The following is a 20,578-nucleotide window of genomic DNA, read 5'->3' on the forward strand; positions in this document are numbered from 1 at the left end:
CGCTAGCGCCGCCACCACGCCGAGAGCAGGCTGACCGCACCGATGCCGCCGGCGCTCCATACCCAGATCGACACGCCGCCGAGCTGCGGCCCGCCGGCGTCGAGCGCGTACAGCAGCGCGGCGACGGTGAGCAGGCCCACGCCGGTGATCGCGGTGACCACGCGGCGCTGCATGCGCAGCAGGATCACGTTGAGGTCGGACAGGTCGCGCGAGCGCATCGACAGCTCGTGGCCGCCTTCCACCTGCTGGCGCAGCCAGCTGTGCACCAGGCGCGGCATGTCCGGCGCATGGGTCATGATTTCCGGCAGCCGCTTGCGCAACTCCTGCAGCGCGCGCTGCGGGCTGTAGCGCTCGACCAGGATGCGCTCGAGCACCGGCCGCGCCACCGCCCAGATGTCCAGCTCCGGATCCAGCTGGCGGCCTACGCCTTCGATGTTGAGCAGGGTCTTCTGCAGCAGGATCAACTGCGGCTGCAGGGTCAGCTGGTAGCGCTGGGCGACGCGGAACAGCTTGATCAGCACTTCGGCCAGCGAGATCTGCGACAGCGGCCGGGTGAAGTACGGTTCGCACACCGAGCGCGCCGCCGCCTCCAGTTCGTCGATGCGCACGTTGGCCGGCATCCAGCCCGCCTCCACGTGCAGCTGGGCCATGCGCCGGTAATCCTTGTTGAAGATGGCCATGAAATTCTCGGCCAGGTAGTACTGATCTTCCTGCGACAGCTGGCCCATGATGCCGAAGTCCAGCGCGATGAAGCGCGGGTTGATGCGCCGCGCCGGATCGCTGTCGACCCAGATGTTGCCGGCGTGCGCATCGGCATGGAAGAAGTTGTCGCGGAACACTTGCGTGTAGAACACGCGCACGCCCTTGGCCGCCAGCGCCTTGCGGTCGATGCCGGCGGCGTCGAGCGAGGCGATGTCGTCGGAGGGGATGCCGCGTACCCGCTCCAGGGTCAGCGCGCGCTCGGCGGTGTGGCTCCAGATCACCTCCGGCACGTACATGTCGTCCGAATGCAGCCAGAAGCGGCGCAACACGCTGGCGTTGGCGCCTTCGCGCTGCAGGTCCAGCTCCGCGGCCAGGGTGGTCTCGATCTCGGCCACTACCTCGCGCGGGCGGATCTTGTCGGCACGCGGGTGCGCGCGTTCTACCAGCGCGGCGGCGGACTTGAGCAAGGCGATGTCGGCATCGATCTGCCGCTCGATGTCCGGGCGCAGCACCTTGACCACCACTTCGCGGCCATCGTGCAGGGTCGCCGCATGCACCTGCGCGATCGAGGCCGAGGCCAGCGGCGTGGTATCGAAGCTGGCGAAGGCCACGCCGATCGGCTGCCCCAGCGCCTGCTCGACGATGCGCCGCGCGGCCTCGCCGTCGAACGGGCGCACCCGGTCCTGCAGCAGGGTCAGTTCCTCGGCCACGTCCGGTGGCATCAGGTCGCGGCGGGTGGATAGGATCTGCCCGAACTTGACGAAGATCGGACCCAGGTCCTGCAGCGCCAGGCGCAAGCGCGCGCCGCGCGACTGCGCGGCGATGTCCGGGCTGGCGCGCGGCACGAACGGCTTGGCCAGGCGCAGCCAACGCTCGGCCGGGGTAGCGTCGAGCAGATCGTCCAGACGATAGCGCAGGATCACCCGGCCGATGCGGCTGGCGCGGAACATCGCCTTCATGCGCCGCGCCCCGGCGGCAGCCTGGCCACTCGCGCGGCGATGCGCTCGACATCGTCGCGCAGCGCATCCACATCGTCGTAGAACGCCTCCAGCTCGGCGCGCGGCACCACGTCGCGCGATTCCTCGGTGACGAACTCGGCCGCGCTCTGCGCCAGGTCCTGCGCCCCGCGCTGCGCCTGCTGCAGCGCCGACCGCGCGGCATTGGCGAACTGCACGCCGAGCACGTCGCCGAACACCTGGGTGAACGGGCGCTGCCAGTCCGGATCGAAGCGCGCCGCCAGCTGCTGCAGGCGCCGCGCCAGTTCGGCATCGCCGGACACGCGCAGACGCCCGCCGGGGCTGGCGCCGCGCCGCGCCTGAGCCAGGAACGGCAGCTGCGCGAACAGCCCGCCGAGGGTGCTGCGCACCGCCAGGTCCGGCTCCTGCGCCGCGTCCACCGGGCCGACCTGCAAGCGCGTGCCATCCACCCGGATCTGCAGCGCCAGCGCCGGCGCGTCCAGGGTCAGCGCCACGCGCTGGCCGTCGAGGCTGCGCAGCGCCTCGCGGGTATCCGGGTCCAGCGCCAGCGCGCGATTGAGCGCCGCTTCCAGCGCGCGGCCGGCCAGGGGTTTGAGGGCATCGAAGGGAGTAGGCGACATGGGCGCATTCTACAAGGCCGCGGCGCAAGGCCATGCGACAGCGCGCCAGCCTGGGCTGCAGCACGGAAAACATTCATGCTATCGGCCCCAAAAGCGACGCCCCTGCGGCGAGGACATGCATGCACAGGATCCGGGTCGGCATCCTCTTCGGCGGCAAATCGGCCGAGCACGAGGTCTCGCTGCAATCGGCGCGCAACATCGTCGATGCGCTGGACCCGCAGCGCTTCGACGCCACCTTGATCGGCATCGACAAGCACGGCCGCTGGCACGCCAACGAGCGCGACGGCTTCCTGCTGCATGCCGACGATCCGGCGCGGATCGCACTGCAGCACAGCGGCCGCGGCGTGGCGGTGATCCCCGGCGACGACGCGCAGCCGTTGCGCGCGCTGCAGCCGGCGCAGGTGCTGGAGCAGATCGACGTGGCGTTCCCGATCGTGCACGGCACGCTGGGCGAAGACGGTTCGCTGCAAGGCCTGTTGCGCATGGCCGGGCTGCCGTTCGTCGGCTCCGGCGTGCTCGGCTCGGCGCTGGCGATGGACAAGGACGTGGCCAAGCGCCTGCTGCGCGACGCAGGGCTGGAGGTGGCGCCGTTCGCCTGCATCCGCCGCCGCGATGCGGCGCAGGCCGATTTCGCCGCACTGGCCGCGCAGTTCGGGCTGCCGTTGTTCGTCAAACCGGCCAACCAGGGTTCGTCGGTGGGCGTGAGCAAGGTGCACGATGCCGCCGGCTTCGCTGCGGCACTGACGCTGGCGCTGGCCTACGACCACAAGGTGCTGGTGGAAGCGGCGATCGCCGGGCGCGAGATCGAATGCGCGGTGCTCGGCAACGACGCGCCGCAGGCCAGCGTCTGCGGCGAGGTGGTGGTGCACGACGCGTTCTATTCCTACGAAACCAAGTACATCAGCGAGAGCGGCGCGGAGGTGGTGGTGCCGGCCGCGCTCGACGCCGCCACCCACGAACGCATCCGCGCCGTCGCGTTGCGCGCCTACGCCGCGCTGGAGTGCGCCGGCCTGGCGCGGGTGGACGTGTTCCTGACCGGCGACGGCCGCATCGTGGTCAATGAACTCAACACCCTGCCCGGCTTCACCCGCATCAGCATGTATCCAAAGCTGTGGCAGGCCAGCGGGCTGAGCTATCGCGCGCTGATCACGCGCCTGATCGAGCTGGCGCTGGAACGCCACGCGCAGGATGCGGCGCTGCGCAGCGCGGTGGCCTTGCCGGAAGCCGGCGCATAGCGCTGCGGCCACGCAATGGCGCGCATCTCGCGACAGCGGCGCGCACAAAAACCAACGGCCCGCCGCAGCGGATGTTCTCCGCTGCGGCGGGCCGTTCGGGATGCAGCGCGGGCGACTAGACCTTGCCGCGACGGAACATCGAGATCACCGCCAGGATCAGGAACACAACGAACAGGATCCAGGCGATGTTGGTCGCGGCGCCAGCGATGCCGCTGAAGCCCAGCACGGCAGCGATAATGGCGATGACGAAGAAGATGATGGCGTAATGCAGCATGGCAATGTCCAGAAGCTGTCGTGCCGAATCGGCGCGCAGGTATCTTCTGAAACCGCCGGTCGTCAGGGAGTGACGGCAGTGTGGCGGCACCATGATGACGCCAGCCGCTGCAGGCCCTGCTCGATCGACACCTGCGGCACATAGCCGAAATCGCGCCGCGCCGGTTCCATGCTGTACCAATGCGGCGTGCACAGCTGCTCGGCCAGGAAGCGGGTCAGCGGCGGCTCGCCGCGCAGGCGCAGCAGCGGCCACAGCGTTTCGCAGGCGGCGCCGATCCGGTAGGCGGCCTTGAACGACAGGGTCTTGGTCACCGGCGGCGCGCCGACCGCGGCCAGCAACTTGTTCAGCAGCTCGTGCATCGGCAGCGGCTCGCCATTGGAAATGAAGTACGCCTTGCCGGCGCAGGCCGCGCCGACGCGCAGATGCTCGAACGCGTCGAAATGCGCCTGCGCGGCATTGTCGATGAAAGTGGAATCGACCCGGTTGCCGCCGCCGCCGACCAAGCGCACGCGCCCGGCCTGCGCGCGCGCGACCAGCTTGGGCAGGATCTGGTTGTCGCCCGGCCCCCAGATCAGCCGCGGCCGCAGCGCCACCACCGCCAGCTGCGCGTCGTTGGCGGCGAGCACCGCGCGCTCGGCGATGGCCTTGGTCGCCGCATACGGCGCCTGGAAGTTCTCGCCGTACGGCACCTGGTCCGCGCCCAGACCTTCCACCGGGTGCGTGGCGCGATGGGTCACGCTCGGCGTGGAGGTGTAGATCAGACGGCCCACGCCATGCGCGCGGCAGGCGGCCAGCACGTTCTCGGTGCCGACCACGTTGGGCTGGTAGTAGCTGTCGTAGCTGCCCCAGGCACCGGCCTTGGCCGCATTGTGGAACACCGCCTCGGCGCCTGCGACGGCGCGGTGCACCGCCTGCGCATCGGTCAGATCGCCACGCACCTGGGCCACGCCCAGCGCCTGCAGTTCCGGATAGTGGCCGCGGTTGTAACTGATCACCTCGTGCCCGCGCACGACCAGGCCGCGGCACAGCGCCTGGCCCAGGAATCCACCACCGCCCGTCACCACTATCTTCATCGCGCCGCACCGCTCGCATCAGGGCGCACACGATAGCCGGGGTCGCCGGGGAAGGCGATCCGTGCGGCGGCTTGCGACGCTGGAGCGAATCCCAAGTCATTGATCTTGTGAAATTTCATAATTCTTCACCGTGGCATCAGGCGCTTCATCCACGGTGCTGGCGCAGTGCGCGGACTGCATCCTTCCGGAGTTCCACCATGTCGCGCCTTCCGTTGCTGCTGTGCACCTTGTTCGTCCTCGCCGCGCCTGTCGTCCATGCGGCGCCCATCACCACCGCCACCGCGCCGCCAGCGCTCGAAGACGGCTGGAACGTCGCCGACGCCAAGGCCAACGGCTGGAACCTGGCCACGCTCGCGGCACTGGAACAGGCCAACGCCGATGGCAAGGCGCCGCACACCAGCAGCGTGCTGATCGTGCGCGACGGCGCGCTGGTCTACGAACGCTACTTCGGCGATGCCGAGCGGCAGACCCTGCACGACACCCGCTCGGCGACCAAGAGCATCACCGCGCTGCTGGTCGGCGCGGCGATCGACCGTGGCCGCCTGCCCGGCGCGCAGGCCAAGGTCTACGATTACTTCGGCGAGCGCCAGTGGCAGCAGCCGGATCCGCGCAAGCGCGCGATCACCGTCGAGGATTTGCTGACCATGAGTTCGCAACTGGAATGCGACGACGAGAACGCACTTTCCAGCGGCAACGAGGAACGCATGTACGTCAGTGCCGACTGGACCCAGTTCGTGCTCGACCTGCCGATCAAGGGCTACGCGCCGTGGATGCGCCGCCCCGAGGACAGCCCGCACGGCCGCGCCTTTTCCTACTGCACCGCCGGCAGCTTCCTGCTCGGCGCGCTGGGGGAGAAAGCCACCGGCCAGTACCTGGAAGACTTCGCCACGCAGGCGCTGCAACGGCCGCTGGGCATCAGCGACGTCCACTGGGGCCGCTCCGCCGAGGGCGTGGGCATGGGCGGCGGCACCCGCTACCGCAGTGGCGACCTAGCCAAGTTCGGCCAGTTGCTGCTCGACCAGGGCCGCTGGCACGGCCGCCAGCTGCTGTCGGCAAACTGGGTGCGGGCGATGACCACAGTGCACGCGCAGGCGCGCGAGGACGCCGACTACGGCTATCTGCTGTGGCGCTTCCGCTTCCCGGTGCGCGGCGTGGAATGCGGGGTGTGGGCGATGTCCGGCAACGGCGGCAACTACGTGTTCGTGCTGCCCGAGGAGCGCCTGGTGGTGGTGATCACCCGCAGCGCCTACAACACGCCGAAGATGCATCCGCAATCGCAGGCGCTGCTCGCCGACTACGTGCTCAAGGCGTTGCCGTAGCCGCGCCGGTTTCCTGTGGCAGCAGGCCGGCGCGGCGCACCTGCGCGCGCTGTGCGGCGATGTCGGCCTGGTTGCGCGCCAGCAACGTGGTGAAGCCGGCCTGCGCGCGCAACGGCGCCAGCAGCGGCGACACCCGCAGGTAGGCCGCATCGCGATAGCCGGCGGCTTGTGCGCGGCGCAGCGCGTCCAGCGCCGCGGCCGGGTCGCCGGCCAGCTGCAGCAGCAGCGCCGCATCCAGCCCATTGAGTGGGTCGGCGCCACGCGCGAGGCTGCGCAACAGGTCCTGCGCCCGCAACCGTAGCGCATGCACACTGGCCTGGCGCGCCCGTGCCGCATCGCCCCGCGCCAGCGCCAGTTCCGCCTGCAGCAGGTACAGCCCGGCATAGTCGGTGCCGCGCCCCAGCGCCTCGTCCAATGCCGCCTGCGCTTCGGCGGTGCGGCCATGCGCGAACAGGAAACTCGGCCAGGCCAGGTTGGAGAACGCGCTGTCCGGATACAGCTGGAAGCTGTCGCGATAGCGCGCTTCGGCGGCACTGACGTAGCCGAGCAGGTTGAGGTTGCTGGCGATCTGGATCGGCAGGAAACGCACACGCGCCGGATCGCCAACCTGCAGGTTGGCGGCCAACGCCTGCGCCAACTGGCCGTTGCGTTCGTACAGATACGCCGCCGAGCCGCGTACCGCATCGGCGCCAAGGTCCAGTTGCAGCGCGCGTTCGTAGGCGGCCAGCGCCGCCGCATACTCGCCGCGGCAATCGTGCGTGTAGCCGAGTGCGGCATGCGCGGCGGCCAGCTGCGGCTGCGCCGCAATCACCTGCGCTGCCAGGCGCCGCGCCAGTGCGACGTACTGCGCATCACCACCGTACTGGCACGCGCGCGCGCTGTAGGCGCGGCTGAGCCCGAGCAGCGCGCGCGGCTCGTCGGGCACTTGCTGCAGGCGCTGCCTGTACAGCGCGATCGCGCGTTCGTTGTCGTCGCGCTGGCCGATGCCGGCGTAATACTCGGCGCGTTGCAGCGGCGGCGCATGCCACGACCACGCCAGTACCGCCAGCGTCCCGACACCGAGCACCACGACCGCCGCGATCGCGATGCCACGCCAACGCGGTCGCCGCGGTGCCGGTGCGTCTTCCCTGTCGCCATCGTCTTCGTCGCGGCGCACAGGCGCACACAACTGGTAGCCCTGGCCGCGCACCGAGCGCAGATAGCGCGGCTGCCGCGAGGCATCGCCCAGCGCCTGCCGCAACAGGCGCACGCGCTGGATCACGGTCTCCTCGTTGACCAGCGCCGGCGCCCACACCTGCGCAATCAGTTCGTCGAAACCGACCACGCGCTGGCCCTGTCGCAGCAGGTAATGCAGCAGGCGGAAACTCAGCGCGCCCAGCTCCAGCGCCACGCCGTCGCGTTCGACCCGCTGCCGCGCCACATCGATGCGCAAATCGTCCAGCCGATAGCGCTCGTGCATCACCGTGGCCTCAGCGCACGCGGTCCTTGGCCCACAGCGCCAGCGTCTCGCGGCCGATCTTGGCGTTGTGACGGATATCCACCGGTAACCCCGGATGACGCAGGAAATCGGCGATGCCGGCGGTGTGCGCATGCACCTGCGCCAGCGCGCGCAGCACGGCGTCCGGCTGCGCCGGCGGCGCCACGCCCGCCTGCAGTTCGTAACACAGCACCGGCCGCTGCGCGCCCGCCGCACCGATCCCGACCAGCGCGCTGCGGCGCAGCCATGGCAAGGTGTTGAAGATCGGCTCGACCTGTTCAGTGTACAGCGGCCCCTGCGCGGTCTCCACGCGCTGGGTCTTGCGCCCGCAGAACCACAGCCGGCCCTGCGCGTCGAAATAGCCGATGTCGCCCATGCGGTGCACGATGCGCTCGCTGCCGTCGTCCATGCGCTCGCGGATCTTGGCGATGCGCGTGGCCGCATCGCGGTTGAAATAGGTGTCGGTGGTGGTCGGCCCGGCCACGGTGATCTCGCCAACCGTGCCCGCCGGCAGCTCGCGCACGCACGGCCACTCGGGGATCGCCGCATCGTCGATGGCGATGATGCGCACCACGTTGGGCGCCACCACCGCGCCGACGCAGGTGCCGGCGCCGGTTTCGGTGGCCGCGCGCGTGTCCTGCAGTTCGCGGCCTTCGATCGCCGCCACCGGCAGGCACTCGGTGGCGCCGTACGGCGTCCACAGCTTGCCGTCCTCCGGCAGCAGGCTGCAGATCCTGGCGACGATTTCCGGCGGCACCGGCGCGCCGGCAGACGTGGCGCAGCGCACGTTCGGCAATGGCCGGCCATAGTCGGCCAGCACCCGCATCAGCGCCGGCGAACCGAACAGCTGGGTCACCCCGAACCGGTCGATCGCATCGTGCAGCTTGCGCGGATCGGCGCTGGCCGGACGCGTCGGGTCCATGTCCGGGATCACCGAGGTCAGCCCCAGCGCGGGGTCGAACAGGGCGAACGGCGGGAACGTCGGCAGATCGATGCCGCCGGGCTGCATGCCGAACGCGTTGCGCATCAGTTCGATCTGGCCGACGAAATGGCGATGCCGGTAGACCACGCCCTTGGGCACGCCGGTGGAGCCGCTGGTAAACAGGATCGCGGCCACGTCGTCGGCCGCGGTATCGGCCAGCTGGCTGCCGGCACCGTGGCCGGCGCGCTCGATCTGCGCCAGCGTGGTACCGCCCCAGACCCAGCGCCGGCCCACAGTGACGATGCGCCGCGCCGAGCGCGCCCAGCCCAGCAAGCGCCGCGCCAGCTGCGCCAGCGGGATGCCGATGAACGCCTCCGGCTGCGCCTCGTCCAGGCATTGCTTGAGCGCGCGCTTGTCGATGCCCGGATCCACCAGCACCGGCACCGCGCCAGCCTTGAACAACGCGAACATCAGCAGGAAGAACTCCGGCGACGGCCGCACCATCACCACCGTGCGGGTGCCGCGGCCGATGCCGTAGCCGCCCAGCCCGGCCGCGATCGCGTCGCTGCGCGCATCCAGCTGCGCATAGCTCAGGGTCACATCGTAGGCGGCCAGACCGTTGGCGCCGCGGCGGCCCGGGCAGCGGATGGCGATCTGGTCGGGACGCTCGCGCGCCAACGGCGACAGCGTCGCGGCGATGTTGCAGAGGTTGGGCGTGGTCATCGGCCGATTATCGCCGATGCGCAAACCGATGCTGTGGGCGGCGTTCGTCCAGCGCACCGTCTGCTGGCGAGCGAAACGGGCGTCGCTTCGCCACACGCGCAGCGACACCGCACAGCTGAACGCCGCAGCGCTTGCAGCACGCAACGGTTGCGTCAGAATGCCGCGCCCCCCAACGCTGTTTGCCGCGCAAGGCCCGGCCTCCCATGGCACATCCCTGCCTCACCTGCGGCGCCTGCTGCGCCTACTTCCGCGTCAGCTTCCACTGGAGCGAAGCCGATCCCGCGCTTGGCGGCAGGGTCCCGTTGGCACTGACCGAACCGTTGCGCACCCACGAGCGGGTCATGCGCGGCACATCGCAGGCCCAGCCGCGCTGCGTGGCGCTGGATGCCCAGATCGGCCGCTACAGCCGCTGCACGATCCACGACCGGCGCCCGTCGGTGTGCGCCGCGGTACCCGCCTCGCTGGAGTTCGGCGAACGCAGCGCGCAGTGCGACAAGTCGCGACTGGCGCATGGTTTGCCGCTGCTGACCGCGGCCGACTGGGATGGCGTGGTCGAGCGCAATCTCCCGGACGCCTGAATGCGCGCTGCCGCCGCGCGCAGCGCAGCGCGTCCGATGCCCGCCCGGTCAGCACGGCCGGGCGCGTGTCAGCGGTTCTTCCAACTGGTCGGCACCGGATTGGTTACGGTGTTCTTTTCCAGGGTGTAGGTCCCGTTCTGCTGGGCGATGGCTTCGCCGGTGTCGACGATCGCGTTCTGGATGAAGATGTTCTTGTCATCGCCGCGGACGAAGGTCAACTGGTGGAAGGCGGTCTTGTTGCCCCAATCCTCGGAAGGCAGGGAAATGAAGCGGACGGTATAGTTCTCGTCGTCGAAACTGCCTTGCAGCACGTAGACGCCGTAATGGTTCTCGCCTTGCGAGATGAGCTTGTACATGCCGTTGCTGTAGTAATAGAGCTCGGCATCGGGAAACGGCTTCTTGTCGTACATTTTCCGGTAATGCAGCACCTGTTTGTAGGTGGGCTGGCCGAAACTGACCGCCAGGCTCTTGCCGTCGGGGGAGGTGGTCAGGTTTTCCGCGTGCGCGCCCGTGGCGCTCATCGACATCATCAACATCGACATTGCGATCGCTCTCACTTCGTCTGTCTCCGGTCCGGTTGCGTGAAGCGCTTGCCTGCGGCGAACCGCATGCGCTGCGCCTTACTGTACAGGCACCTGTTCGTTACGGAGTTGCCATCGTTTGCAGTTTGCGCAGAACCTGCCGGCGACCGCTGCGCTGCGGCGCGCACCATGGCCAACCACGCCGCCTCGGCGCGCTGCGCGCCCGCCACCGATCCCGAGGACGGCGCTGTACCGGGCCGCTGCGAGCCGACGCGGCGCGCCTCAGCCCAGCGGATGCGTGTCCAGGAAGCTGCGGATCGCCGGCACCAGCACCTCGTGCTTGTCTTCGAGCACGTAGTGGTTGGCATCCTCGAACGCCATCACCTCGGCCTGCGGCAGCGCCTGGCGGAAACCGGCCAGGAAGTGATGGTCGAAACAGATGTCGCGCAGGCCCCAGGCGATGAAGGCCGGGCGGTCGGCGAACGACGGCAGCGCCTGCGCCGAGCGCTCCAGCAGCGACCACGCCTTGTCGGCCGGCGACAGCGGAATGTCCTGCATGAAGCGGATCGTGGCGATGCGGTTGGCCCAGCTGTCGTACGGCGCCACGTAAGCGCGGCGCACGGCGGCGGGCATGCGCCGCGACACGCCCAGCCACGACGCGCCGGCGGAGAACGCATTGAAGGTGCGGATGAACCACTCGCCGGGGCGCCAGTGCCGGCCCATCGCGATCTGCCACGGCATCGGCTTGGCCGCCGGCAACGGGAACGCGGCAGTGTTGGTGATCAGCAGCCGCTTGACCTGCGCGTGGTGCGACAGCGCCCAGCCGAAGCCGATCATGCCGCCCCAGTCGTGCACCGCCAGCGTCACCGGCCCGTCGATACCCAGGTGCTGCAGCAGCGCGTCGAGATCGTCCACCCGCGACTGCAAGGTGTAGTCGTACCCCGGCTGCGCGCCCGGCGCGTCGTCCGGCTTGTCCGACAGGCCCATGCCGATATGGTCGGGCACGATGCAGCGGTAACGGTCCGACAGGCCGGCCACCAGCGTGCGCCACAGATAGCTCCACGACGGATTGCCGTGCAGCATCACGATCACCTCGCCATCGCGCGGGCCTTCGTCGAGATAGGACATCGCCAGCCCCGGACGGACCTGGAAACGCTGCGGGGTGAAGGGGTAGCCGGGGTGGTTCATGTAAATCGCATCCGATCCAGATCGAAGGAACCCGCGCTTTGTAGGCGTCCGCCCAGCTCCCGCAGGTAGAAGAAGTCGCGCTCACCGCGTTTACGCCCGACCATGAACACTGGGCCATAGTCCCGATGCGCCGCCAGACTTTTGTCCACTTCAGTTGGAGCACCCCACAGGTGCTCACCTTTCAATTCCAATAACGCGATCCCCGGCGCTGCGCGCTGTGCCATGCAGACCACGAAATCCGGATAGAAGCCATTTCCCTCGTCCCAGCGGTACAGGCCGACACCCGATTTGGGGAGATTGCGGTGCCACCATCTCACTTGGTCGCTGCCATCCAACCGCTCCGCGATGGCCAATTCGTCTTGATTCAGGCCAGCGGGATAAACGCCATAGAGTGCGCGATCTGCGCGACGCAACGGTTGAGCACTGACCAACTCGGCGAGCAGCGGCACATCCACGTCCATGCCATGGCTGAGGCCGGCGTCCAGCGACAGCGCCACGAAATCGTCGTTGAGCGCCTGGTCAACCTCGATCTCCTCTCGCTCCCACACCAGGCCCAGCTGGCGCTCGGCATCACGCCGCTGCAGCAGACCGATCAAGGTCTGCCGGTCGAGTTGGTCGTACTTGCTGGTCATGTGCTCGATTCCACGTTCCACGCCGGCCTGCGATAGGCAGGAAGTCGATTATCGTCATCAGAGAGCAAGCGAAGAAATGTCGGGTGCAGGAACAGCTTCTCCTTGCCCATGCGCTGCTCATGCAACACACCGATCTCTACCAATTCCTTCAAGTGACGGGCTCCGGTCTGCCGGGTCACACCCACCAAGTCCACAACGTTCTGAATACGGCAATAGGGCTGGTTGAAGATCACGTCCACTAGTTCTTGGCTATAGGCCTTGGGCGATTGGTCGCGGATGTAGTCGCGGGCCTGCGCCTCCAGCCCGCGGATCGCCTGGATCTTGGCCGTGGTCCACGCCGCCGTCTCGGCCACGGCGCTGAGCATGTACTGGATCCACTCGGCCCAGCGGCCATGCAGGGTCACGTCCAGCAGCAAGCGGTAGTAGTCGCTGCGGTGGCGGATGATGTAGCGCGACAGATACAGCACCGGCAGGTCGAGCAATCCCTGTTCGATCAGCATCAGCAGGTTCAGCACGCGTCCGGTGCGGCCGTTGCCGTCGGTGAAGGGATGGATGGCTTCGAACTGGTAGTGCGCGACCGCCATGCGGATCAATGGATCGATGTCGGTGTGCTCATGGATGAAGCGTTCCCAGTTGGCCAGTTTGTCGCGCAGCAGTGTCTCCCCCACCGGCGGGGTATAGATAACCTGCTGGGTCTGGTCGTTGGCCAAGGCCGTACCGGGGACGCGGCGGATCTGCATCTGCACCGCCTTGATGCGGCTGCAGACGACAACCGCGGTATCCGTGCAGAGGGGGCGCTGCTGCAACGACTGGAAACCTTCATAGAGCGCACTGCGGTAACGCAATGCCTCCTTGGTGGCAGGCTTCTGTGCCTTGTCCTGATCGTCGGCGTAGCGGAACAGGTCGTCCGTCGTGGTGACGATGTTCTCGATCTCGGAACTGGCCTGAGCCTCGAGAATTGGAATCGTGTTCATCAACACAGCGGGGTTGGGCAGCAATGCCGTGGCCTGTTTCAGTTCGGCCAAGGCGGTGCGGGCAGTGATGCAGGCCTTGAGCAGGCTGCGTGTCTCGATGTCTCCCGCTGGCGGAAGCAGCGGGAGATCGTTGTACGGGAACGCTGCCTTGAACTTGGACACTTCTTCCATGGCTGCGTCGATCATGTTCGGAGAGCGAACATGATGCAATGACGCGTACTAAAAATCCATTTTTTTTAACACGTCTTGGCCTCGTTGATGCTTACAGCCAGCCATCGCTTGGACATCGAGCGATTCAGGTCCAGGCCCGCACCCCAACAGCGAGATCCGGCTCTTTCAGCAACGTAGGCTGTAGCGCATGGCGGGGGGTGGCCGCGTCCATGTGCAAAGAAGAGCCCATTTGATATACACGACCGCAACGACATGTATCGTTTCGGCCATGTTTTATGCACGTCGCGAAGACCGGCGGCGCCTGTCTTCGCGCAATCCACTACCAGACCACCTCGGCCATCGAGCAGTTCAGGCCCGAGCCGATGCCCATCAGCGCGATCCGGTCGCCCTTCTTCAGCCGCCCCAACTCGCGCAGCTTGCTCAACACGATCGGTACGCTGGCCGGGCCGATGTTGCCGTGCTCGCCGAAGATGGTCATCACCTTCCTCGGGTCGATGCCGAAATTCTTGATGAAGGCCTGGGTGTGCGGCAGGCTGACCTGATGGATCACGAACTGGTCCAGTTCGTCCACCACCCAGCCCAGCGCCTGCATGGCGGCGACGAAGGTCTTCTGCGCCAGCTTGAGGCCCTCGATCAGCAGCATGCGGGTATCGGTGACCATGCGGTCCAGGTTGCCCCGGCACAGGGTGTTCCACTCGGTGGCCGAGCGGGTCACGCCGCCGCGGTAGCGTGGGGCGTCCGGAACCAGCTCGGCGCGCGCCATCACCATCGCCGCGGCGCCGCAGCCCAGGGTCAGCGCGGCCAGCTCGTCGCGGAATTCCTGCGCGGTCACGTCCGGGGAGGTCATCCGTTCCAGGGTCTTCTCGTACACCAGGTTGGCGGTCTCGCCATCCACCACCAGCGCGTAGTCGACTTCGCCGCGCTCGATCATCCGCGCCGCGATGTCCATGCCGTTGATGAAGGCCAGGCAGGCATTGGCGACATCGAAGGTCACGCATTCCTCGCCCACGCCCAGATTGCCGGAGACGATGCTGGCGGTGGACGGTTCCAGGTAGTCGCGGCTGACCGAGGTATTGACCAGCAGCCCGACCTGGCCGGCGGTGATGCCCGCGTCGGTCATCGCCTTGCGCGCCGCCAGGGTGGCCGCATCGGACGCCTGCATGTCCGCATCCCACATGCGCCGCGCATGGATGCCGGCGACGTCGCCGAGCACGTCGGTACGGATGCCGAGGCGATCGTAGGTGGGCTGCAGGCGTTCGTTGATCTGCTTGGAGGTCAGCGTGTGCGGCGCATCGATATGCGCCAGTCCCGCGATGGAGACATTGTTGAAGAGCATCGAGATGTACGCCGGGATAAGGCGAAGGGGCGCCAATTCTAGCGGTTGCCCGGTTTTACCGCATCTTTAACAAACTGAAACAGAGCGCATGGCTTAACCGGTTCAGCGAACACTGCATTGATAGGCTGCATAACGCTGGTCGCCCTCGACCGGCTCGCCCATCGCCTGCACCGTATTGGCGCCGACGCCCGGGGCCTCGTTGCGGGCCAGGGTTTCCAGTTCCTCGCGCACCCGCAGCGGGTTGCGCTGGTAGAAGCCGACGTTGCTCTTCACCGACACCACCACCTCGCCGCGCTTCTCGCAGCCAGCCGGCGCCTGTCCTGGCGGCAGCACACGCACGGTCTTGCCTTCCGGCGCCATCGGCACCCAGGTGCAGGCGGCGAGACTGGCGAGCAGGAACAACGCGATCGGTAGGCGCATGGACAGGGACCGCAGGTTGAAGGAACCCGGATTGTGCCGCAGATCGCTGAATTGACAATGACGCCGATGGATGAGAGACCGCCGGACGCACCGGAGAGGGGGCAGCCGAGCCTCTCTCCCGCCGGGAGAGGGGTTGGGGTGAGAGTGCGGCGCGAAGTGTCTTGCGGAGTTTGGCCGCACGAGGCTCCGCCCGTACCCTCATCCGGCCCTGCGGGCCACCTTCTCCCGATGGGAGAAGGGAACAGCCTAAGCCCCTCTCCCATCGGGAGAGGGGTTGGGGTGAGGGTACGGCGCGAAGCGTCTCGCGGAGTTGGGCGCACAAGGCTCCGCCCATATCCTCATTCGGCCCCCGAAGCCGCCGCCTTAGCGCTTCGGCGCGACCGGCGCAGCACCCTGCGGCTTGCCGTCGGCGTCGATCACCGTCACCTCGCCCAGCTTCAGCGCGCGCACTGGGCGCTCGATCTGCTTCAGGTCGCCCACCACCACCCAGGTCAGTGCGTTGGCATCGAGCGTCGCCGCCGCCTCGCGCACCTGCGCCGGGGTCATCGCCTCGATCTCGGCCTTGCGCGTGAATACGTAGTCGTCGGGCCGCCCATAGCGCACGATGCCGCCAATCGCGCCGAGCACCGAACTGGCGGTCTCGTAGGCGCCGGGCAGGCTCAGAGTCTGGATGTTGCGGATCCGCGCCACTTCCTCCGCCGTCGGCGGCGCCTTGCCGCTGGCGAAGGCGTTGATCTCCTTCTGCATCTCCTGCAGCGCCGGCGCGGTCTTGTCGATCTGCACCGGCGCGGCAGCCGACCACGGGCGCTGGCCCAGGGCGTTGGAGGCCGAACTGCGCGCACCGTACGACCAATGCTTGCTCTCGCGCAGGTTCATGTTCAGCCGCGAGGTGAAGTCGCCGCCGAGCACGCCGTTGGCGATGTCGAACCGGATCGAGGACGCCTCGGTGGTCGGCGGCACCAGTTCGGCGGCGAACAGGTTGGCCTGCACCGCGCCTGGCTGGTCGATCAGATACACCCGCGGCTTGCTCGGACGCGGCACCGCCGCCGGCGCCCGCAGCGCCGGCGCCGCGCCCTCGCCCTTCCAGTCGCCGAACTGCGCATTCAGCAGCGGCACCACCTCGGCCAGCGTGGTATCGCCGACCACGATCAGCGTGGCCTGCTCGGGACGGATCCAGTCGCGCTGGAAATCGACCAGGTCGGCGCGCTCCAGCGCCGCGATCTCCGCCTCGGTGCCGCTGCCGCTGAACGGGATCGCATACGGATGGCCGGCGCCGTACAGCAGCGGCGGCAGCACCCGCATCGCCACCGCGTTGGGCTGCGCCTTCTCCTGGCGGATGCCGGCGATCCAGCTGGCCTTGATCCGCTCGATCTCCTTCTGTTCGAAGCGCGGGCGCCGCAGTAAATCGGCGTACAGCGCCAGCGACGGCGCCAGGTTCTCCTTCAAGGCCGACAGGTAGGCATTACTGCCATCCAGCGACGCACCGGCGCTGAGCGCGGCGCCCAGGCTGTCGGCGGCATCGGCGAAGCCCAGCGCGTCGCGCTCGCCAGCGCCTTCGTCGAGCATGCCCATGGTGAAGTTGGCGGTGCCAGACTTGCGCCCCTGGTCGGCGCTGAAGCCGCCATGGAATTCGTAGCTGAATTGCACCACCGGCACGTCGTGGCGCTCGGCCAGGATCAGCTGGGTGCCGTTCTTCAGCGTGGCGCGCTGCAACGCCGGGAACTTCAACTGCGGGAACTGGGTGGTCTTGGGCGGGCCGGCGCTGCGATCGACGACGCTGGGCAGCGCGCGGTACTTCGGATCGACCGGCGGCGCATTCAGCGGCGCCGGCTGCACCGCCGGATCCTCGGCCAGCGCCACGCGCTCGCCCGGTTGCACCACCAGGGTGTGATCGCCCTTGCCCAGCCATTTGCGGCCCACCGCCTTCAGGTCGCGCGCGCGGGTGGATTCGATCGTGGCCAGCGAGGTGCGGAAGCAGCCCGGATCGCCGGTGAACACCGTGCACTCGGCCAGCGCATCGGCCTTGCCGCCGAACCCGCCGATGCGTTCGATGCCGCGCACGAAGCCTGCGCGAAACGCGGTCTTGGCACGCAACAGCTCGTCCTTGTCCGGCCCATTGTCGAGCAGCTTGCGCAGTTCCTCGTCGATCACCGCCTCGACCTTGGCCGGATCCACGCCCTGCTTCACCGTGGCGATGATGCCGAAGCTGGAGCCCAGCTGCGACGGCCAGGCGCCGGCGCTGATCTGGTCGACCAGCTTGTCCTCGTGCACCAGGCGACGGTCCAGCCGCGACGACTTGGCCCCGCCCAGCAACTGCGCCAGCAGCTGCAGGCGGTCGATGTCCTCGGTGCCGGTCTGGGCCACGTTCCAGACGCGGTAGATGCGCGCCTGCGGCACCTTGTCGGTCATCGTCTCGCGGGTGGACTGGGTGCGCTGGGCCACGTCGACCTGCGGCTGCGCCATGCTCGGTCCGGCCGGGATGTCGCCGAAATAGCGCGCGACCTTCTCTTTCGCGGTGGCCACATCGATGTCGCCGGCCAGCACCAGCACCGCGTTGTTCGGCCCGTACCAGGTGCGGAACCACTGCTTCACGTCAGCCAGCGAGGCGGCGTTGAGATCGTTCATCGAGCCGATCACGCTGTGGTGGTACGGGTGGCCCTTCGGATATAGCGCGCGGCTCAGCCTGTCCCAGGCCTGGCCGTAGGGCTGGTTCTCGCCCTGGCGCTTCTCGTTCTGGACCACGCCGCGCTGTTCGTCGAGCGCGGCCTGGTCGATGGCGCCGACCAGGTGGCCCATGCGGTCGGACTCCATCCACAGCGCCATGTCCAGCGCGGTGGTCGGCACGTTCTCGAAATAGTTTGTGCGGTCGCTGTTGGTGGTGCCGTTCTGGTCGGTGGCGCCGACCTGCTTGAACGGTTCGAAGAACTCGCCGCTGTGGTTCTCGCTGCCCTGGAACATCAGATGTTCGAACAGGTGCGCGAAACCGGTGCGCCCGGCCGGCTCGTCCTTGGCGCCGACGTGGTACCAGAGGTTGACCGCCACGATCGGCGCCTTGCGATCGGTATGCACCACCACGCGCAGGCCGTTGGGCAAGGTGAACTGCTCGTAGGCGATATCCACTGTCGCCGCCGCCGGCGGCCTGGCCGCACTCGACGGCGGCGCGTAGCTCAGCGCGCCGAGCGCGGTGGACAGGGCGATGGCCAGCAGCGCCCCACGCGGGCGGATCGACACGGTCATGCAAGTTCCTTTTGAGGAATGAGTGGAAGGAGAGCCAGGCCTCGATCGTAACGGGCCGGCGCCATGCCCGCGTATGCCGTTCGGTCCGCTCCTGAGCATCGCCGGCACCGTCGATGCTGAACGCGATGCGCCGACGCCGCTGCCCGAGAGGTGACCGGCAAGCCGAAGACGGACGCAAGGGACCGTGTGTCCGCCCGCGGACACACGGCTCACAAAAAAACTGGAATAACAAAGCCTTGAAGTTGGCACAGGATCTGATTTGCAGCTGGGCGCAACAAAACACTGCCAAATTGAAAAAGTGAACAAGAGCTTAATAAAGATAAAAGGCAGAAGAGGGTCTTGCACACCCTGATTTGGTGTTACCCATTACTACATCACCACTATTAAATAACACTAAAGAGGCCCGCCATGAAAACCGTTTCCTTCGCCCTGAGCTTCGCCATCGCCGCCCTGCTCGCCGCGCCGGCCATCGCCGCACCTGCCATCGCCACTCTGGACAGCATGCAGGTCCGCCCTTCCGCCGAGCAGATCGCCCAGCGCAGCGTCGAGCGCAACAGCGGCGTCGTCACCCTGGCCGCGCTGCAGGTGCGTCCGAGCGCCGACACCCAGAGCGTGATCGCGATCGGCAGCGTGGTCAGCGGTGCCCTGGACAGCGCGATGCTGCAGCTACAGCCAAGCCTGCAGAACCTGAGTCAGGATCTGACCACCAGCTTGGCGCGCTGAGCCGGCGACGCTTGACCGGCGCCGGCGCGTAAACTGCGCCGATGACCGCCACGCCCACGCTGCATGTCCTGCTGTTCCAACCCGAAATACCGCCCAACACCGGCAATGCCATCCGCCTTTGCGCCAACACCGGCACCCAGCTGCACCTGATCGAGCCGCTCGGCTTCGAGCTCGAGGACAAGCAGCTCAAACGCGCCGGCCTGGACTACCACGAATACGCACGCCTGCAGGTCCACGCTTCGCTGGACGCCGCGTTGCAGACCATCGCTCCGCGCCGCCTGTTCGCCCTGAGTACCCGCAGCAGCACCCGCTACGATGCGCCCGCCTTCGCCGACGGCGATGCGTTCCTGTTCGGCCCAGAGACCCGCGGCCTGCCCGCCGAGGTGCTGGAGCAGGTTCCGCCCGCGCAACGCCTGCGCCTGCCGATGCGCCCGCACAACCGCAGCCTCAACCTGTCAAACGCGGTGGCGGTGGTGGTGTTCGAAGCATGGCGGCAGCTGGGCTTCCCCGGCGCGGATTGAGCGCACGGCAGGCCGCCGGCCGATCGCGAACGCGTTTCCCTGGGCCGGACTGCGCGTCGGGCGCGCGGACAAGGCGCGCATCAACGCCGAGGCCAGCGGCGCGTGCGCACCTTATTTATCTATGGGGCGGCAGAACGTGCGGCGCAGACCGGCTTTGCGGCGCCGCGCCGGAAGCGCATTCAGCCGCCGCGGCTACAACCGCACCCCAAAAGTTCCTGAACATACTGTCTGATTTATGTACCGGTCAGTTTTAAATTCAGGGGAAGTTCGGGTGGCTAACGGATAATTTACATATCGGCAGCGAACGGCCCACGCCTCAGCGCCGACTAAACCAATAAAAGGATATCCCGATCATGAAGACTTCTCTGCTCGCTCTCGCCCTCCTGGCCACCCTGCCGTTCGCTGCCTCCGCTGCCGAAGGCCTGTCCTACAACTACGTCGAAGGCGGCTACATCAAGACCGACGCCAACGGCGGCGACGCGGATGGCTGGGCCATCAAGGGCTCCTACGCGATCAACCCGAACTTCAGCGTGTTCGGCGACTTCAACCGCCAGAAGACCGATTTCGGCGACGTCGACGTCGACCAGTGGCGCATCGGCGCCGGCTACAACCACGAGATCTCGACCAGCACCGACCTGGTGACCCGCGTGGCCTACAACCGCTTCGACCCGGAATTCGGCAGCAAGTTCAACGGCTACAGCGCCGAAGCCGGCATCCGTACCGCGTTCAACCCGTACCTTGAGGTGTATGCGCTGGGCGGTTACGAGGACTACACCAAGAAGAACGGCAGCAACCCGGACGGCGAGTTCTACGGCCGCCTCGGCGCCCAGGCCAAGCTCAACCAGAACTGGGGCCTGAGCGCGGACCTGAAGATGAACCGCGACGGCGACAAGGAATGGTTCGTCGGCCCGCGCTTCAGCTGGTAAGCAGCACCGCGTAGCACTGCGCGCCGCGT

The 20,578-nt window shown here is 67.8% G+C and carries 19 protein-coding genes; 6 read left to right on the top strand and 13 right to left on the bottom strand.

The window, feature by feature from the left end; all coding sequences use genetic code 11:
* Window positions 1–2: 2 nt before the first annotated feature.
* A complete protein-coding gene (ubiB, locus tag E4A48_RS16095; RefSeq protein ID WP_142742780.1) occupies window positions 3–1,661 on the bottom strand; it encodes a ubiquinone biosynthesis regulatory protein kinase UbiB in 1,659 nt (552 codons plus the stop codon).
* Entirely contained in the window at window positions 1,658–2,299 is a 642-nt protein-coding gene (locus E4A48_RS16100) for a ubiquinone biosynthesis accessory factor UbiJ (protein WP_039008352.1), read from the bottom strand. The genes ubiB and E4A48_RS16100 overlap by 4 nt, the downstream gene beginning before the upstream one ends.
* A 119-nt stretch (window positions 2,300–2,418) precedes the next feature.
* Here E4A48_RS16100 and ddlA point away from each other — a divergent pair, with 119 nt between their 5' ends.
* Window positions 2,419–3,534: a D-alanine--D-alanine ligase gene (gene ddlA, locus E4A48_RS16105; RefSeq protein ID WP_039008354.1), complete on the top strand. Its 1,116-nt coding sequence runs from the start codon at window positions 2,419–2,421 to the stop codon at window positions 3,532–3,534.
* Window positions 3,535–3,649: 115 nt separating this feature from the next.
* Here the strand turns inward: ddlA and E4A48_RS16110 are convergent, their stop codons facing one another.
* Both E4A48_RS16110 and oleD read right to left on the bottom strand, forming a co-directional pair.
* Window positions 3,650–3,808 (bottom strand): DUF1328 domain-containing protein, encoded by a 159-nt coding sequence (locus tag E4A48_RS16110; RefSeq protein WP_003468167.1) that lies wholly within the window; start codon window positions 3,806–3,808, stop codon window positions 3,650–3,652.
* Window positions 3,809–3,870: 62 nt separating this feature from the next.
* Window positions 3,871–4,881 carry a 2-alkyl-3-oxoalkanoate reductase gene (gene oleD, locus E4A48_RS16115; RefSeq protein ID WP_039008363.1) on the bottom strand — a complete coding sequence of 337 codons (1,011 nt, stop codon included), beginning with the start codon at window positions 4,879–4,881 and terminating at the stop codon, window positions 3,871–3,873.
* A gap of 197 nt (window positions 4,882–5,078) precedes the next feature.
* On the opposite strand from oleD, the gene E4A48_RS16120 reads away from it, so the two are divergent.
* Window positions 5,079–6,200, top strand: coding sequence for a serine hydrolase domain-containing protein (locus E4A48_RS16120; RefSeq protein ID WP_039008365.1), 1,122 nt, complete (start codon window positions 5,079–5,081; stop codon window positions 6,198–6,200).
* Here E4A48_RS16120 and E4A48_RS16125 read toward each other — a convergent pair.
* Window positions 6,184–7,659, bottom strand: a complete 1,476-nt coding sequence (locus E4A48_RS16125) for a winged helix-turn-helix domain-containing protein (protein WP_142742781.1) — start codon at window positions 7,657–7,659, stop codon at window positions 6,184–6,186. The two genes, E4A48_RS16120 and E4A48_RS16125, sit on opposite strands and share 17 nt — an antisense overlap.
* A 10-nt stretch (window positions 7,660–7,669) precedes the next feature.
* The gene (oleC, locus tag E4A48_RS16130) at window positions 7,670–9,322 is read right to left on the bottom strand and encodes an olefin beta-lactone synthetase (protein WP_142742782.1); all 1,653 of its coding nucleotides are present in this window, start codon (window positions 9,320–9,322) and stop codon (window positions 7,670–7,672) included.
* Between the two features lie 203 nt (window positions 9,323–9,525).
* Between oleC and E4A48_RS16135 the strand changes: the two genes are divergently transcribed.
* Window positions 9,526–9,900, top strand: coding sequence for a YkgJ family cysteine cluster protein (locus E4A48_RS16135; RefSeq protein ID WP_039008369.1), 375 nt, complete (start codon window positions 9,526–9,528; stop codon window positions 9,898–9,900).
* Between the two features lie 68 nt (window positions 9,901–9,968).
* Here E4A48_RS16135 and E4A48_RS16140 read toward each other — a convergent pair whose 3' ends face one another.
* From E4A48_RS16140 to E4A48_RS16170, 7 genes are all read right to left on the bottom strand, one after another.
* Window positions 9,969–10,442, bottom strand: a complete 474-nt coding sequence (locus E4A48_RS16140; RefSeq protein WP_003468114.1) for a hypothetical protein — start codon at window positions 10,440–10,442, stop codon at window positions 9,969–9,971.
* Between the two features lie 261 nt (window positions 10,443–10,703).
* Window positions 10,704–11,609 (bottom strand): alpha/beta fold hydrolase, encoded by a 906-nt coding sequence (locus tag E4A48_RS16145; protein WP_058196334.1) that lies wholly within the window; start codon window positions 11,607–11,609, stop codon window positions 10,704–10,706.
* Window positions 11,606–12,241: a hypothetical protein gene (locus tag E4A48_RS16150; protein ID WP_058196333.1), complete on the bottom strand. Its 636-nt coding sequence runs from the start codon at window positions 12,239–12,241 to the stop codon at window positions 11,606–11,608. Before E4A48_RS16150 ends, E4A48_RS16145 begins: the two co-directional genes overlap by 4 nt.
* A complete protein-coding gene (gene fic, locus E4A48_RS16155; protein ID WP_142742783.1) occupies window positions 12,238–13,401 on the bottom strand; it encodes a protein adenylyltransferase Fic in 1,164 nt (387 codons plus the stop codon). The genes E4A48_RS16150 and fic overlap by 4 nt, the downstream gene beginning before the upstream one ends.
* 304 nt (window positions 13,402–13,705) lie before the next feature.
* Complete coding sequence (locus tag E4A48_RS16160) at window positions 13,706–14,722, bottom strand: 3-oxoacyl-ACP synthase III (RefSeq protein ID WP_003468109.1); 1,017 nt, start codon at window positions 14,720–14,722, stop codon at window positions 13,706–13,708.
* A gap of 102 nt (window positions 14,723–14,824) precedes the next feature.
* Entirely contained in the window at window positions 14,825–15,142 is a 318-nt protein-coding gene (locus tag E4A48_RS16165) for a DUF4156 domain-containing protein (protein ID WP_039008381.1), read from the bottom strand.
* Between the two features lie 363 nt (window positions 15,143–15,505).
* Window positions 15,506–18,379 carry a M16 family metallopeptidase gene (locus E4A48_RS16170; protein WP_142742784.1) on the bottom strand — a complete coding sequence of 958 codons (2,874 nt, stop codon included), beginning with the start codon at window positions 18,377–18,379 and terminating at the stop codon, window positions 15,506–15,508.
* 408 nt (window positions 18,380–18,787) lie between these two features.
* Here E4A48_RS16170 and E4A48_RS16175 point away from each other — a divergent pair, with 408 nt between their 5' ends.
* The 3 genes from E4A48_RS16175 (at window position 18,788) to E4A48_RS16185 (ending at window position 20,549) form a co-directional block, all read left to right on the top strand.
* On the top strand, window positions 18,788–19,102 hold the full coding sequence (locus tag E4A48_RS16175) for a hypothetical protein (protein WP_058196329.1): 315 nt from the start codon (window positions 18,788–18,790) through the stop codon (window positions 19,100–19,102).
* A 41-nt stretch (window positions 19,103–19,143) separates the two neighbouring features.
* Window positions 19,144–19,623 (top strand): tRNA (cytidine(34)-2'-O)-methyltransferase, encoded by a 480-nt coding sequence (locus tag E4A48_RS16180; RefSeq protein ID WP_039008387.1) that lies wholly within the window; start codon window positions 19,144–19,146, stop codon window positions 19,621–19,623.
* 353 nt (window positions 19,624–19,976) lie between these two features.
* Window positions 19,977–20,549 (top strand): OmpO family porin, encoded by a 573-nt coding sequence (locus E4A48_RS16185; protein WP_039008414.1) that lies wholly within the window; start codon window positions 19,977–19,979, stop codon window positions 20,547–20,549.
* Window positions 20,550–20,578 lie beyond the last annotated feature (29 nt).

The sequence above is a fragment of the Xanthomonas translucens pv. cerealis genome (assembly GCF_006838285.1).
GTDB classification, from domain to species: Bacteria; Pseudomonadota; Gammaproteobacteria; order Xanthomonadales; family Xanthomonadaceae; genus Xanthomonas_A; species Xanthomonas_A cerealis.

Excerpts from the sequence above, each read along its gene's own strand:
- ubiB (WP_142742780.1), bottom strand. The coding sequence starts at position 1,661 with ATGAAGGCGATGTTCCGCGCCAGCCGCATCGGCCGGGTGATCCTGCGC.
- E4A48_RS16100 (WP_039008352.1), bottom strand. The coding sequence starts at position 2,299 with ATGTCGCCTACTCCCTTCGATGCCCTCAAACCCCTGGCCGGCCGCGCG.
- ddlA (WP_039008354.1), top strand. The coding sequence starts at position 2,419 with ATGCACAGGATCCGGGTCGGCATCCTCTTCGGCGGCAAATCGGCCGAG.
- E4A48_RS16110 (WP_003468167.1), bottom strand. The coding sequence starts at position 3,808 with ATGCTGCATTACGCCATCATCTTCTTCGTCATCGCCATTATCGCTGCC.
- oleD (WP_039008363.1), bottom strand. The coding sequence starts at position 4,881 with ATGAAGATAGTGGTGACGGGCGGTGGTGGATTCCTGGGCCAGGCGCTG.
- E4A48_RS16120 (WP_039008365.1), top strand. The coding sequence starts at position 5,079 with ATGTCGCGCCTTCCGTTGCTGCTGTGCACCTTGTTCGTCCTCGCCGCG.
- E4A48_RS16125 (WP_142742781.1), bottom strand. The coding sequence starts at position 7,659 with ATGCACGAGCGCTATCGGCTGGACGATTTGCGCATCGATGTGGCGCGG.
- oleC (WP_142742782.1), bottom strand. The coding sequence starts at position 9,322 with ATGACCACGCCCAACCTCTGCAACATCGCCGCGACGCTGTCGCCGTTG.
- E4A48_RS16135 (WP_039008369.1), top strand. The coding sequence starts at position 9,526 with ATGGCACATCCCTGCCTCACCTGCGGCGCCTGCTGCGCCTACTTCCGC.
- E4A48_RS16140 (WP_003468114.1), bottom strand. The coding sequence starts at position 10,442 with ATGTCGATGTTGATGATGTCGATGAGCGCCACGGGCGCGCACGCGGAA.
- E4A48_RS16145 (WP_058196334.1), bottom strand. The coding sequence starts at position 11,609 with ATGAACCACCCCGGCTACCCCTTCACCCCGCAGCGTTTCCAGGTCCGT.
- E4A48_RS16150 (WP_058196333.1), bottom strand. The coding sequence starts at position 12,241 with ATGACCAGCAAGTACGACCAACTCGACCGGCAGACCTTGATCGGTCTG.
- fic (WP_142742783.1), bottom strand. The coding sequence starts at position 13,401 with ATGATCGACGCAGCCATGGAAGAAGTGTCCAAGTTCAAGGCAGCGTTC.
- E4A48_RS16160 (WP_003468109.1), bottom strand. The coding sequence starts at position 14,722 with ATGCTCTTCAACAATGTCTCCATCGCGGGACTGGCGCATATCGATGCG.
- E4A48_RS16165 (WP_039008381.1), bottom strand. The coding sequence starts at position 15,142 with ATGCGCCTACCGATCGCGTTGTTCCTGCTCGCCAGTCTCGCCGCCTGC.
- E4A48_RS16170 (WP_142742784.1), bottom strand. The coding sequence starts at position 18,379 with ATGACCGTGTCGATCCGCCCGCGTGGGGCGCTGCTGGCCATCGCCCTG.
- E4A48_RS16175 (WP_058196329.1), top strand. The coding sequence starts at position 18,788 with ATGAAAACCGTTTCCTTCGCCCTGAGCTTCGCCATCGCCGCCCTGCTC.
- E4A48_RS16180 (WP_039008387.1), top strand. The coding sequence starts at position 19,144 with ATGACCGCCACGCCCACGCTGCATGTCCTGCTGTTCCAACCCGAAATA.
- E4A48_RS16185 (WP_039008414.1), top strand. The coding sequence starts at position 19,977 with ATGAAGACTTCTCTGCTCGCTCTCGCCCTCCTGGCCACCCTGCCGTTC.